11 protein-coding genes and 2 riboswitches are annotated in these 14,957 nt (G+C 42.7%); of the genes, 5 read left to right on the top strand and 6 right to left on the bottom strand.

Annotated features, from left to right (window positions below):
* Positions 1-172: 172 nt before the first annotated feature.
* Both KW060_RS02200 and KW060_RS02195 read left to right on the top strand, forming a co-directional pair.
* A complete protein-coding gene (locus KW060_RS02200; RefSeq protein WP_249037011.1) occupies positions 173-754 on the top strand; it encodes a YqgE/AlgH family protein in 582 nt (193 codons plus the stop codon).
* Between the two features lie 431 nt (positions 755-1,185).
* The gene (locus KW060_RS02195) at positions 1,186-4,032 is read left to right on the top strand and encodes a TonB-dependent receptor plug domain-containing protein (protein WP_274757313.1); all 2,847 of its coding nucleotides are present in this window, start codon (positions 1,186-1,188) and stop codon (positions 4,030-4,032) included.
* 129 nt (positions 4,033-4,161) lie between these two features.
* Here KW060_RS02195 and KW060_RS02190 read toward each other — a convergent pair whose 3' ends face one another.
* On the bottom strand, positions 4,162-4,371 hold the full coding sequence (locus tag KW060_RS02190) for a response regulator transcription factor (protein WP_249037193.1): 210 nt from the start codon (positions 4,369-4,371) through the stop codon (positions 4,162-4,164).
* Positions 4,372-5,219: 848 nt separating this feature from the next.
* Here KW060_RS02190 and KW060_RS02185 point away from each other — a divergent pair.
* The gene (locus tag KW060_RS02185) at positions 5,220-8,066 is read left to right on the top strand and encodes a TonB-dependent receptor plug domain-containing protein (RefSeq protein ID WP_274757312.1); all 2,847 of its coding nucleotides are present in this window, start codon (positions 5,220-5,222) and stop codon (positions 8,064-8,066) included.
* 111 nt (positions 8,067-8,177) lie between these two features.
* Here the strand turns inward: KW060_RS02185 and KW060_RS02180 are convergent, their stop codons facing one another.
* Genes KW060_RS02180 through sppA form a run of 5 tightly spaced genes read right to left on the bottom strand, consistent with a single transcriptional unit; the run spans position 8,178 to position 13,059 of the window.
* A complete protein-coding gene (locus KW060_RS02180) occupies positions 8,178-8,801 on the bottom strand; it encodes an ankyrin repeat domain-containing protein (RefSeq protein WP_249036840.1) in 624 nt (207 codons plus the stop codon).
* A 3-nt stretch (positions 8,802-8,804) separates the two neighbouring features.
* Positions 8,805-9,245 carry a ribonuclease HI gene (gene rnhA, locus KW060_RS02175; RefSeq protein WP_420833168.1) on the bottom strand — a complete coding sequence of 147 codons (441 nt, stop codon included), beginning with the start codon at positions 9,243-9,245 and terminating at the stop codon, positions 8,805-8,807.
* On the bottom strand, positions 9,245-10,213 hold the full coding sequence (locus KW060_RS02170; RefSeq protein WP_249036838.1) for a homoserine kinase: 969 nt from the start codon (positions 10,211-10,213) through the stop codon (positions 9,245-9,247). Before KW060_RS02170 ends, rnhA begins: the two co-directional genes overlap by 1 nt.
* Entirely contained in the window at positions 10,213-11,163 is a 951-nt protein-coding gene (ispH, locus tag KW060_RS02165; protein WP_249036837.1) for a 4-hydroxy-3-methylbut-2-enyl diphosphate reductase, read from the bottom strand. The genes KW060_RS02170 and ispH overlap by 1 nt, the downstream gene beginning before the upstream one ends.
* 45 nt (positions 11,164-11,208) lie before the next feature.
* Positions 11,209-13,059, bottom strand: a complete 1,851-nt coding sequence (gene sppA, locus KW060_RS02160; protein WP_274757311.1) for a signal peptide peptidase SppA — start codon at positions 13,057-13,059, stop codon at positions 11,209-11,211.
* Between the two features lie 149 nt (positions 13,060-13,208).
* Positions 13,209-13,292, top strand: a riboswitch (glycine riboswitch).
* Positions 13,293-13,388, top strand: a riboswitch (glycine riboswitch).
* Positions 13,389-13,435: 47 nt separating this feature from the next.
* Here sppA and gcvT point away from each other — a divergent pair.
* Both gcvT and gcvH read left to right on the top strand, forming a co-directional pair.
* A complete protein-coding gene (gene gcvT, locus KW060_RS02155; protein ID WP_249036836.1) occupies positions 13,436-14,557 on the top strand; it encodes a glycine cleavage system aminomethyltransferase GcvT in 1,122 nt (373 codons plus the stop codon).
* Between the two features lie 12 nt (positions 14,558-14,569).
* Positions 14,570-14,944 (top strand): glycine cleavage system protein GcvH, encoded by a 375-nt coding sequence (gene gcvH, locus KW060_RS02150; protein WP_249036835.1) that lies wholly within the window; start codon positions 14,570-14,572, stop codon positions 14,942-14,944.
* Positions 14,945-14,957: the final 13 nt, after the last annotated feature.

Raw genomic sequence — 14,957 nt, 5'->3', positions numbered from 1 at the left:
CTAAAATGATAAATTGCAATATATTCGAATTTCACACTTTTGAGTATCACCAACTATATTTACCTTTCCTTCGGCTTTCATGAATTTAAAACTATTGAACTTGACCAGCGAATTAACGCTAACTATTATAAAAATATAAGTTTTTCACATTTTTTAAGACTGAGAATAAAGGGTGACAAAACAAGGATATCTAAGCGGACAATTACTACTCGCCATGCCAGCCATGACAGACCCACGGTTTGCTAATGCTGTTATCTATATGTGTACACATACAGAAGAAGGGGCCATGGGACTTGTGATTAATAAATTATGTGACAACATTGACTTCCCTGATCTTCTAAATCAATTGAGCATCTCAACACCATCTGACATTGAAAAACAAATTCCCCTTGAAAAAATTACACTTCACGAAGGTGGCCCAGTAGAATCAGGCAGAGGCTTTATTCTTCATAGTGCCGATTATGTTCAAGAAACTACACTCATTATATCTGAAACAATTGCACTCACTGCCACTATTGATATTTTGACAGCCATTGCAAATGATGAAGGGCCGCAGGATTATCTTATCGCACTTGGTTTTTCCGGCTGGGGGCGCGGCCAACTCGAAAGCGAGATTAAAAGAAACAGTTGGCTTTCAATCGAAGCCGATGAGGAACTCGTTTTTCGCACGGATTTGGATCTAAAATATCCCCGTGCGATGGCAAAATTGGGCGTAGATCTATCCATGCTATCTTCAGAGTCTGGCTCTGCTTAAATTCACATTTTTTTACAAAAAAACCACAATTAAACTTTTATAAAAACAATTACTACCTTGTTTTTATTGGAATAAACGCGAATTTAGTTGCAAAAATGCAACATAATGCAAAAATGCAACAAAAATTGAACTGATATAGGTCAAACCCCCCATAATTGTTTGATTTATGCTGAATTATCTTTTACAAAGATTCGCAGTGGAATCCGTAATAAGGAAATAATAGTATTCTACGCAGGGGAGTTATCTCAAATATTCTCCACTATATAGGGCACGAGTTATATTCTAAATTTACGTTTCGCAGTAATTGGTTAGGTGATTATTGATCCTAATCTTTCGTGGGATAATGTTTGTAGTAAGACGTTATCCTGAATTTTAAAACACAATCAGTCATGTGACTTATGTTACTGGCTTTTTGGGAGGAATTTTTAGATATGAAAAAATTACTACTTCTATCTGCTTCTCTACCTGCTCTTGTAATCGCTGATATGGCGGTTGCGCAAGACGGTCAAGAAGAAGATACAATCACAGTGGTTGGTTCTCGTGTGAAGGGCCGTACGGCTCTTGACTCAAACGTTCCAGTTGACGTTATCCAAGCTGCTGAACTTCAAGCTACACCATCACTAAACATGAAAGATGCGATGCAAGCTGTATCTCCATCTTACTCTGTGGAACGTGATGCGATCTCCGATGGTGACTCACTAGTTCGTAGTTCATCACTTCGTGGTCTACACCAAGGTGAAGTTCTTACACTTCTAAACGGTAAGCGTATGCACCGTTCTGCAATCATCACTTACGGTGGTTGGCAGGCTGCTGACGTTGGCTCACTTTCAGTAAACGCTCTTAAGAGCCTTGAAATCCTACGTGACGGTGCTGCTGCTCAGTACGGTGCTGACGCGGTTGCTGGTGTTGTTAACCTAACACTTGACGACTCAGAAGGTATTTCTGCTGAAGCTAACTTCGGTCAATACTATGAAGGCGACGGTTTCTCATACGTACTTGCTTCTAAAGCTGGTATCTCACTTGCTGACCGTGGTTTCCTAACAGTAACAGCTTCATATGGTGCAACTGATCCAACAGATCGTGCAACAAACCATCTGTTTGCTCTTGACCACATTGAAAAATACAATGCACAAGAAGCTCACGTTTCTGCATTCCTAGCTGCAAACTCAGGTGCAACACGTAACGATGCTCTTCTTGACTGGGGTAACAGCGGTGAATTCGCTGACCAATTCTTCCTAGACGGCGAAAGCGGTTACAGTCTTCCAGGTATGGACGGCTCACAAGGTTGGCAATATGAATTTGCTGATCCAGGCGATCTAGACCCTGATACAGTAGCTCCTTACGGTATTAACCGTGAGACACAGTTCACTGTAACATGGAACTCAGAAATGGAAATCGGTGAGAACTCATCTGTATATGCATTTGGTAACTTCTCACGTAAGTATCACAAAGAGCCATTCAACTATCGTCCAAGCTTCCCATCAACATACCGTTCAGGTGCTGGTGGTGCTGGTGCGACATTTGATGGTTCAACACGTGATAACTTCGGTGTGTTTGACGTAGTATCTTTCGATTATAACTCATACAGAGATGCATATGGCCAAGCTGCGGCTGACCAATATTCATACCTGCTAAGAACAATCGCCCCACAAGCTCCTCTACATCCAAGTACTCTAAATCCAAATGGTGGTTTCCAAGCTCGTAACATCCATCCAAACGGTTTCACACCTTGGTTTGAAATGGATTCACAAGACCTAGGTTCATACCTTGGTTTCAAAGGCGAACTTGACAATGGCCTAGGTTGGGATATCTGGGGTTCTGTTGGTCGTAACCGCGTTGACAACTACATCTATGACACAGCAAACCCATCAATGGGCGCGCCTATGAATGATGATGGTTCAATCAACTATGGTGCTGCTCCTACTGCGTTCTACATTGGTTCACTTGTGAACATCGAACGTCAAGTTGGTGCTGACTTTGTTTACACAGTAGACACAGACGCTGTTGAAAACCTAAACGTAGCGTTTGGTGGTACATACCGTACTGACCAATACTACAAAATTACTGGTGCTGGTGAAATCGAACGTTCTGGCCGCACATACAGCGGTTGGGGTTCATGGAGACCAGGTCCACTTGCAGGTGACCTAAACGTTGGTTCTGACGGCTTCGGCGGTTTCGCACCAGGCGTTGTGTTTGACGCTCGTCGTTCAAACTGGGCTGCTTACCTTGATATTGATGCTGACGTAACAGAAGACTTCAATATCGCTATCGCTGGTCGTTACGAAGACTTCACAGACTTCGGTGACAACTTCTCATGGAAAATCGCAACTCGTTACCAGTTGATCGAAGATACACTTGCTTTCCGTGGCGCTGCCTCAACAGGCTTCCACGCTCCGACAGTGGGTCAGATCAACAATACACAGGTACGTACAGGTTTCCGTGCTGACGGTACGCAAACTCAGTCTGGTACATTCGTAGCAGATAGCCCAGTAGCACAAATCTTCGGTGGCGTGGTACTTGGTCCTGAGCTAGCTCGCAACCTTTCTGCTGGTTTTGTTTGGACACCAGGTGATGACACAAACATCACTGTTGACTTCTTCCAAATCAAGCTACGTAACTCTATCACAGACTCACCAACATTTGACCGTGATGATTACCCAGCTGAATTTGCTCAAATCGAAGCTCTTGGTATCCCAGGTGCGGAAACACTTAACCGTGTTGACTTCCTTGTAAACGAAGGTGCGCGTCGTGTTCGTGGTATCGAAATCGTTGCTACACACAACATCGATCTTGAAGACAGTACACTACGTCTGACAGCTGCTTATGCTCACGTTAAACTTAACGTGACAGAGCACGCTATGAGTGACTATGACCTATTCAACGAAGAAAACCTAAACAACTTCCCTCACAAAGCTACGTTCACAGCTAACTGGAACATGGACAATGTGAGTGTTATGGGTCGTGCTCGTTGGTGGTCAACAATGCGTCGTGTAACTGGTTTCGACAACAACGGTGACTACATTGGTACAACTTCTGACCTATCTGCTTACCGCGTTGACGAAAACCCAAGCCGCGTTTACTTTGACCTAGCCATCACATATGATGTTGATGAGCAGTTCTCTGTAACAATCGGTGCTGACAACATCATGAATACCTTCCCTAAGAAGAATCCTGAAGTTGTTGAGCGTTCCGGTCTACGTGGTCGCCAATACCTAGACTTTGGTGGCATGGACTGGATGGGTGGTAAATACTACGCACGTGTTAAAGCTAACTTCTAATTCTATTAGAAGAATGTGAGCTGCTTCGGTGGCTCACAACACAAAAGATAAAATTAGCCCCCCTTGAGAAATCAAGGGGGGCTTTTTTATCCGCAACATATAAATGCTACATATTCTTTATTTTAAGTTTTATAGACACACTAAAGAATCACTCACAGCAATAGCAACCGCCTGCGGAATTGTTGCTGCTTTAAGCTTAATTCTCGCAGATGAAATTTGCTTTTCTACCGTACGTACACTCGTGCCTAATTGGAATGCGATTTGTTGATATCTTAACCCTTGAGCCAGATACTCCAAGCATTCCTTTTCTCGTTTTGATAATAATATATTATGTCCCATAACAACCCCCACGTTGCTTTAACTTCCCTTGTTTATAGATCTTTAATTCTTCCCTACTATTAACCTATCTATCATATATCATATCTTGTATTTTGTATATAATCTTCTTATAAATTTACACGACAGCTCCCTCAAATCTCAATTGGGGGAATCCCCCTATTAAGAAATTATTAAAAACTGCATATTTCCTATTAAGTTTAAAACAATTAAAATAACTTGAAGGAATCATATGAGAAACTGGCAGTATCTACACAATCAAACCGTATCACTTAAACGTGAGATTGAAACAATCGCCCCCCCTACCCGTTTAAAGAGTAATAAAGCAGATTACGCTTTGCAAATTACATTTTCTTTAGCGAGAGATTATAAAATCTTTCTCATAAACTAAAACGGACGAGATGAACTCGTCCGTTTACGGTAGTAAGATGTCTTCTATACAATCATTTGGAGGAATTTTCTATCAAACGAAAATATACTTAATATGCAAAGACGATTGACTCTAACAAACAAACACATAGTTATGCATTAGGGTGAATCCCCCAATAGCCAACATTTTGCGATTAATTTATGGTATCGGCTAGCAATTAATTAGAAAAATTAAACATTTAGCATTGCTATATAATCATAAAAAGAACATCTCGAATGGTCCTTATGAATAAACTTTCTGATTATTGCTAATTACACCTATTGGCAGGATTGCTGTTATTTTGGATATCCTTTTGGTTATCATTTTAATTGCAACAATCTTGTCATTCGCGAGGTTGGGATATTGATCTCAGCCTTTAAGTATAAACTATCAATCAGTCATGTGACACATGTTACTGGCTTTTTGGGAGGAATTTTTAGATATGAAAAAATTACTACTTCTATCTGCTTCTCTACCTGCTCTTGTAATCGCTGATATGGCGGTTGCGCAAGACGGTCAAGAAGAAGATACAATCACAGTGGTTGGTTCTCGTGTGAAGGGTCGTACGGCTCTTGACTCAAACGTTCCAGTTGACGTTATCCAAGCTGCTGAACTTCAAGCTACACCATCACTAAACATGAAAGATGCGATGCAAGCTGTATCTCCATCTTACTCTGTGGAACGTGATGCGATCTCCGATGGTGACTCACTAGTTCGTAGTTCATCACTTCGTGGTCTACACCAAGGTGAAGTTCTTACACTTCTAAACGGTAAGCGTATGCACCGTTCTGCAATCATCACTTACGGTGGTTGGCAGGCTGCTGACGTTGGCTCACTTTCAGTAAACGCTCTTAAGAGCCTTGAAATCCTACGTGACGGTGCTGCTGCTCAGTACGGTGCTGACGCGGTTGCTGGTGTTGTTAACCTAACACTTGACGACTCAGAAGGTATTTCTGCTGAAGCTAACTTCGGTCAATACTATGAAGGCGACGGTTTCTCATACGTACTTGCTTCTAAAGCTGGTATCTCACTTGCTGACCGTGGTTTCCTAACAGTAACAGCTTCATATGGTGCAACTGATCCAACAGATCGTGCAACAAACCATCTGTTTGCTCTTGACCACATTGAAAAATACAATGCACAAGAAGCTCACGTTTCTGCATTCCTAGCTGCAAACTCAGGTGCAACACGTAACGATGCTCTTCTTGACTGGGGTAACAGCGGTGAATTCGCTGACCAATTCTTCCTAGACGGCGAAAGCGGTTACAGTCTTCCAGGTATGGACGGCTCACAAGGTTGGCAATATGAATTTGCTGATCCAGGCGATCTAGACCCTGATACAGTAGCTCCTTACGGTATTAACCGTGAGACACAGTTCACTGTAACATGGAACTCAGAAATGGAAATCGGTGAGAACTCATCTGTATATGCATTTGGTAACTTCTCACGTAAGTATCACAAAGAGCCATTCAACTATCGTCCAAGCTTCCCATCAACATACCGTTCAGGTGCTGGTGGTGCTGGTGCGACATTTGATGGTTCAACACGTGATAACTTCGGTGTGTTTGACGTAGTATCTTTCGATTATAACTCATACAGAGATGCATATGGCCAAGCTGCGGCTGACCAATATTCATACCTGCTAAGAACAATCGCCCCACAAGCTCCTCTACATCCAAGTACTCTAAATCCAAATGGTGGTTTCCAAGCTCGTAACATCCATCCAAACGGTTTCACACCTTGGTTTGAAATGGATTCACAAGACCTAGGTTCATACCTTGGTTTCAAAGGCGAACTTGACAATGGCCTAGGTTGGGATATCTGGGGTTCTGTTGGTCGTAACCGCGTTGACAACTACATCTATGACACAGCAAACCCATCAATGGGCGCGCCTATGAATGATGATGGTTCAATCAACTATGGTGCTGCTCCTACTGCGTTCTACATTGGTTCACTTGTGAACATCGAACGTCAAGTTGGTGCTGACTTTGTTTACACAGTAGACACAGACGCTGTTGAAAACCTAAACGTAGCGTTTGGTGGTACATACCGTACTGACCAATACTACAAAATTACTGGTGCTGGTGAAATCGAACGTTCTGGCCGCACATACAGCGGTTGGGGTTCATGGAGACCAGGTCCACTTGCAGGTGACCTAAACGTTGGTTCTGACGGCTTCGGCGGTTTCGCACCAGGCGTTGTGTTTGACGCTCGTCGTTCAAACTGGGCTGCTTACCTTGATATTGATGCTGACGTAACAGAAGACTTCAATATCGCTATCGCTGGTCGTTACGAAGACTTCACAGACTTCGGTGACAACTTCTCATGGAAAATCGCAACTCGTTACCAGTTGATCGAAGATACACTTGCTTTCCGTGGCGCTGCCTCAACAGGCTTCCACGCTCCGACAGTGGGTCAGATCAACAATACACAGGTACGTACAGGTTTCCGTGCTGACGGTACGCAAACTCAGTCTGGTACATTCGTAGCAGATAGCCCAGTAGCACAAATCTTCGGTGGCGTGGTACTTGGTCCTGAGCTAGCTCGCAACCTTTCTGCTGGTTTTGTTTGGACACCAGGTGATGACACAAACATCACTGTTGACTTCTTCCAAATCAAGCTACGTAACTCTATCACAGACTCACCAACATTTGACCGTGATGATTACCCAGCTGAATTTGCTCAAATCGAAGCTCTTGGTATCCCAGGTGCGGAAACACTTAACCGTGTTGACTTCCTTGTAAACGAAGGTGCGCGTCGTGTTCGTGGTATCGAAATCGTTGCTACACACAACATCGATCTTGAAGACAGTACACTACGTCTGACAGCTGCTTATGCTCACGTTAAACTTAACGTGACAGAGCACGCTATGAGTGACTATGACCTATTCAACGAAGAAAACCTAAACAACTTCCCTCACAAAGCTACGTTCACAGCTAACTGGAACATGGACAATGTGAGTGTTATGGGTCGTGCTCGTTGGTGGTCAACAATGCGTCGTGTAACTGGTTTCGACAACAACGGTGACTACATTGGTACAACTTCTGACCTATCTGCTTACCGCGTTGACGAAAACCCAAGCCGCGTTTACTTTGACCTAGCCATCACATATGATGTTGATGAGCAGTTCTCTGTAACAATCGGTGCTGACAACATCATGAATACCTTCCCTAAGAAGAATCCTGAAGTTGTTGAGCGTTCCGGTCTACGTGGTCGTCAGTACATGGACTTCGGTGGCATGGACTGGATGGGTGGTAAATACTACGCACGTGTTAAAGCTAACTTCTAATTCTATTAGAAGAGTGTGAGCTGCTTCGGTGGCTCACAACACAAAAGATAAAATTAACCCCCCTTGAGAAATCAAGGGGGGTTTTTTAATTTATAAAAATGTATGTAAAACTTATTTATTGCCGGACAAATTGGCGAAATCAGCAACCGACCTACCATCGTCCGCTTTTGCATCCTTATCTGCACCCGCGGTAATTAATAACTCCGCAATTTCTTCATCTTCGAGGGCATAAGCTGTCATAAGAGGTGTAAAACCACCCATCATTTTGACATTCACATCCGGATTAAATTCTAGCAGCACCTTTAATGCCTCAACATTACAATTTGATACCGCACTTTGTAAGGGCGTAAGATCGCTGCCATTCATGGCAAGTTTGTCCACTTCTGCCCCATGATCCAATAATAGCTTCACAACATCGGCATGACCAAAATAACTAGCCACATGAAGCGCGGTAAATCCATCCCCACTATATTCATGAACTGATTTTGGTTCCGTAGCGAGTATCACAGATATCTGCCCTGCCCCACCGAGTGCAGCCAGATCATAAATATCAAGATCCGGTTCATAGGAAAGCAAAACTTCAGTGATTTCCGGTCTATTGATATAAAGCGAAAATAAAACCGCCGACATACCATCATTGCTGCGGCATGATGCCAGATTAGCATCTTGTTCCAGCAGCAGCTTTAAGGCCACGCTATCAGCAACATCAATTGCTTTAAAAACTTCATCACGCATAAATTATAACACCTTGTAATTATTCATACCCATATTGGCGAGTTCATCAGCGCGTTCATTTCCTTCGTCGCCATCATGACCTTTAACCCATTTCCAGGTTATGTCATGACGAGATACCGCCTCATCAAGCGCTTGCCACAGTTCAACATTCTTAACCGGTTTTTTATTGGATGTGCGCCAGCCGTTATTCTTCCAATTTTCGATCCATTTGGTAATGCCGTCTTTCACATATGTGCTATCTGTATGTAAAATGACCTTACATGGTTTTTTCAAAGCATTTAACGCTTCGATGGCCGCGGTAAGTTCCATACGGTTATTGGTGGTTTCAAACGCACCTTCCATGATTTCTTTGATGTTATCACCGTGCATCAAAAGCGCACCCCATCCCCCCGGGCCGGGGTTACCTGAACATGCACCATCGGTATAAATAATCACTTCTTTCATCATGATGTTTCCACGCCATATTCACCAGCAGATTTAACTTTCTGATGAAATTGAAGCTTGGATAAATATTCAAGCGGATCTTTCACTTTTACTAGTGCCCCTTCAACCTGATTTAACCAATCATATAAACGGGTTAGCAAAAATCTCATTGCTGAGCCGCGACAAAGAATTGGCAAAGCATCAATTTCTTCATCTGTCAGGGGCCTTATGCTTTGATATCCCTTAACAAGGTTTGCGGCCTTAGTTGCGTTAAATGATCCATCCTCTTCAAAACACCAGGCATTTATACAAATCGCAACATCATAGGCAAGCGCATCATGACATGAGAAATAATAATCAATTAAGCCGGATAGCTCATCATCAAGGAAGAATACATTGTCAGTGAAAAGGTCGGCGTGGATTATCCCTTCCGGTAAATTATTCGGCCATGCATCCTTTAAAAATTCCATTTCATTATGAACGATGGCTGATAAACCCTGCTTGCATTCATCAGCGCGAGTTTCACATTTTTCAGCAAGTTCAACCCAACCAGCAAGCGAAAGATCATTGGCACGGCTCATGTCAAAATCCGCAACGGCTAAATGCATTTCTGCCATCGCAATGCCCAGATCACGACAATTTTTTGCAGATGGCTTTGTGACAGACAGTCCATTAAGAAAGCCAATAAGCGCCGTTGGACGACCACATAATGTTTTTAAAACCTCGCCATTTTTATCGGCGACTGGCTCTGCACAATTTATGCCCTTATCAGATAAATGTTTCATTAGGTTCATAAAAAACGGCAAATCATCTTCATTCACACGTTTTTCAAATAACGTCAGAATGAATTTATCCTTGGTCGTGGCTAGAAGATAATTTGAATTTTCAACGCCTTCCGCAATGCCTTTAAAGGATACAACCTCGCCAACATCAAAAGCTTCCAAAAATTCTGCAATGTCATTGGCTGTCACATGTGTATAAACGGCCATTATGCATCATCCTTCGTTAAAATTGCCGGTACTTTAAAGGTTACGTTTTCTTCAACGGTAAGAATATTCTCCACCTTCGTTTCAAATTTTTCTTTAAACGCGTTCATCACTTCTTCGACCAAAATTTCCGGTGCAGAAGCTCCCGCAGAAATCCCAACAGATTTAATGTCATCAAACCATTCCCAATTTATTTCAGCCGCCCTTTGGATAAGCTCTGATCTACATCCATATTTACGGGCAACTTCAACAAGTCGCCTTGAATTGGAACTATTCGGCGCCCCAATAATCAAAACCATATCCGCTTTTTTAGCTAACTCCTTAACCGCGTTTTGACGGTTTGTTGTTGCATAACAGATGTCTTCTTTTTTCGGGTCTTTAATGGATGGAAATTTTCCTTTTAACGCTTCAATAATTTCTGATGTGTCATCAAGGGATAATGTTGTCTGCGTGATATATGCCACATTGTCAGAATTGCTTAATTCAAGCTTTTCAACATCAGAAGTATCTTCAACCAGATGAATTGCCCCTTCTGGTAACTGTCCCATCGTGCCGATGACTTCAGGATGACCTTTATGGCCGATCATAACAATTTCTGAACCTTGCTTATCATATCGTTCTGCTTCGCGGTGAACCTTACTGACCAGCGGGCATGTCGCATCGATATAAAGCATTTTTCTGCTTTCGGCCTCAGCCGGAACAGATTTTGGAACGCCATGCGCGGAAAAAACAACCGGCTTATCGTTTGGCACTTCATCAAGTTCATCAACGAAAATTGCCCCACGTTTTTGAAGCCCCTCGACAACATATTTATTGTGGACAATTTCATGGCGTACATAAACAGGTGCGCCATATTTTTCCAGTGCCAATTCAACAATATGAATGGCACGATCCACGCCAGCACAAAAGCCACGCGGATTGGCAATATAAAGGTTCATTTCTGTATTCATCATAGAAAGACCTTATACACATAGTTCAGGGAAATTCAACATTCCGCATCAATATTGAGGATTAAATCCGTCCACACAGGTTAAGCACAATAAATAAGCATGTCCCGGATCATTCATCATGCTGAAAAGTGATAAATTATCTCTTATTTTCTTTAACAAAATCTGTTCCGGACTAATGGATCTTTTATCCAGTGTATTTTGCAAATTGCCGTCTTGGTTCATAATGCGTCTAATAAGCTGCATTTCAAATGGTAGCTCATCTTCCCAATGAATGACCTTATAATCACTTAGTTCCGCGAGCTCGACTGCGGCGGCGATCGCTTGATCAATATTTCCAATGTTATCAACTAATCCTAACTCTAATGCCTTTTCACCAGTCCAGACACGACCTTGTGCTATTTCATCAACTTGCTCCGTGGTCATGCCACGTCCTTCGGCAACAATATTTAGAAAGCGTTGATAGCCATTTTCAATATTACTTTGAATAATATTGCTTACCTTTTCCGGTAATGGTTTCACAAGTCCCGGTGCGATCAGATCCGTTGTACCAATACCATCTGTATTAATTCCAATTTCCGCAAGCGTTCCTTCAATATTTGGAACCGCGCCAAAAATACCGATAGATCCTGTGATGGTTGTTGGGCTAGCCCAGATTTGATCCGCATTAGCCGCGATCCAATATCCGCCGCTTGCTGCTACCGATGCCATTGATGCGATAACTGGTTTGCCTGCTTCTTTAAGAAGCAACACTTCCTGACGGATTAATTCCGATGCAAATGCGCTGCCCCCTGGCGTATCGATCCGAAGAACCACGGCTTTTACATTGTCATCCTGCCTTGCTTCACGAAGTTGACGAGACATGGTATCGCCACCAACTGTGCCCTGCGGCATATCACCATCCATAATGGTACCAGTTGCGTAAACAATGGCGATTTGATTGCCGCCAATTTTCAAATTATTAAGGCCATTTTTATCGATAAGATATCTTCTAAAGCCAATAACATTGACCTCTGAATCGTTTGGTCCCTCACCAACAATATCCTGCAGAAATGTAACCCATTCCTCACGCGTTTTAAGCCCGTCAACCAATCCACTTTCCAGTGCCAATTTCCCAAGATCACCACCCAAAGCAGATAGTGCACTATCTGAATTATCAATCGCCGAACGAAGGGCATCTTCACTTATCCCTCTTTGCGATGAAACATCCGAGACATAATGATCCCAAAGACCACCGTATAATTCCATATTGGCTTCTTTAGCCTCATCTGACATATCACTGCGGGTGTATGGTTCCATTGCGGATTTATATTTTCCGACACGGAATAACTGAACTTCGGCTTTAATTTTTTCAAGGAACCCTGCAAAATAATTCTGAAATCCGCCATAACCATAAAGAAGAGCCGCACCGTGCGGATGCATATAAATTTCATCGGCATGAGACGCGATTAAATAGTCACCCTGGTCATATAAATTGCCGTAAGCATAAATTTTCTTGCCGCTTTCTTTAAAATCATCAAGCTTGCTGCCAATATAATGAAGCTTGGATGGCATACCGCCATTAAACTTTTTAAAATTCAGAATAATTGAACTGATATTGTCATCATTCTTTGCATGTTCAATTGCCTGCACCACATCACGCAATCTGGTATTGGCTTCAACCTCACCGGCGAGTAGTTGTTCATATGGATCACTACTGTAAGCTTCTTGTTCAACCACAGTTCCTTTGAAATCAATCAGCAACGCCGCATTTTTCTGATCTATTTTTTGTTCGGACGAATCAAACAGGACCCCACCAATAAAAAGACTACAGAGTATGATCATTACGATCAAAAACAGTAACGTTCCAACAAAGGATTGTAAATTTTGTATAAATTTCCAAAAGGATTTTAAGAGTTGCATCTGAGCTTACCTGTTTATTATTCCATGAAAAACAATCTATTACATTGTTGCTTTATAATCTCTTAATTTCAATGGATAAATTGAAAGAGAAAATATTTTTCTACTTTGATTGACTCATAAAGATTAAAACGTATTATGGGCTCGCAATTACTTTCCCGGCGGGAGAGATCATTTGTGACGCCGAAGGAGCAACCGCCCCGGAAACTCTCAGGCAAAAGGACCGCCAGGAAAACATGCACTCTGGAAAGTGAGGTTAAATCCTCCGCCGACGGGGTAAACCCATTCAAAATGGGTCAAATCTCTCAGGCATCAATGACAGAGGGGGCACCGATGGTACGGGTTTGCGTACTGAACGTGCTAGCTCTGGAGAAAATAGATGGGTGCAGAAGAACAAAACCTATTAAAAACACCACTCTTTTCCTTACATGAAGAACTTGGCGGTAAAATGGTTCCATTTGCGGGTTACCTTATGCCAGTTCAATATCCACTTGGCGTTATGGGTGAACATAACCATACCCGTGAAAAAGCAGGTCTTTTTGATGTTTCACACATGGGACAAGTGGTCATTACAGGAAATAATGCGGATGAATGGCTGGAAACACTGGTTCCGGGCAATATCATCGACCTTAAAGAAAACCGAATTCGTTATACGACATTTACCAACGAAGATGGCGGCATTTTAGATGATCTTATGATCACCAAACGCAATGAAGACATTTTCATGGTGGTCAATGCCGCATGTAAAGAACAAGATATCGCACATATGCGCGCCGCTCTTCCAGATCATCTGGAACTAACTGAACTGACTGACCGTGCGCTTGTTGCACTTCAAGGGCCAGTTGCCGCATCCGTTCTTGCACGATTTGCGGATGGTGTAGATGAAATGCCGTTTATGTCATACACAGAAGCGGAAATTGACGGTGTAGCATGTTTCATCAGCCGCTGTGGTTACACTGGCGAAGATGGTCATGAAATTTCAATTCCAGCTGAACATGCCCAAGCCGTATGCAGAAAATTACTTGCAGAAGCAGAAGTTGAAGCAATCGGTCTTGGTGCTCGTGATAGCCTAAGACTTGAAGCAGGTCTTTGCCTTTATGGCCATGACATCACAACGGAAACAACACCAGCAGAAGGTGCGCTTAACTGGTCAATCGGTAAACGCCGCCGCGAAGAAGGTGGCTTCCCGGGGGCAGAAAAAATTCTTGCACAAATTAATTCCGGTGAAACAGAAACACTTCGTGTTGGTATTTTACCATCAGGTCGCGCCCCCGCACGTGAAGGTACAGAAATTCTGGATGCAGATGACAATGTAATCGGTCAAATCACCAGTGGTGGTTTTGGTCCGACATTTGGTGGCCCTGTTGCCATGGGGTATGTGAAGTCAGAATTTTCAAAAGTTGGGACAGAAGTATTCTTACAGGTCCGTAAGAAGAAACTAGAAGCAAAAGTGGCAGCAATGCCTTTCGTTGAACAAAGATATTATCGTAAATCAAAGTAGAAGGGATACGTTATGACCGTATATTATTCAGAAGATCATGAATGGATTAGTGTAAATGGAAACGAAGGAACAGTGGGCATCACAGATTATGCTCAAAACGCACTTGGCGACATCGTTTTCGTAGAAGTTCCGGAAGTTGGTGATGATTTTGCAAAAGGTGACGAAGTTGCCGTTGTTGAATCAGTAAAAGCTGCTTCAGAAATTTATGCACCAGTTGGCGGCGAGATTACAGCCGTAAACGAAGAATTAGAAGACAATGCAGCACTTGTTAATTCATCACCAGATGGTGACGGATGGTTTTACAAAGTAAATATTGCTGACGCTGATGAACTTGAAGGTCTTATGGACGCGGATGGTTACAAAGCGTTCGTAGCAGGACTTGAATAAAATTTTAAAGTAA

This window comes from Pseudemcibacter aquimaris, from assembly GCF_028869115.1.
GTDB classification, from domain to species: domain Bacteria; phylum Pseudomonadota; class Alphaproteobacteria; order Sphingomonadales; family Emcibacteraceae; genus Pseudemcibacter; species Pseudemcibacter aquimaris.
The sequence above is the reverse complement of the archived record's forward strand: the minus strand, read 5'-3'. Positions and strand labels throughout refer to the sequence as shown.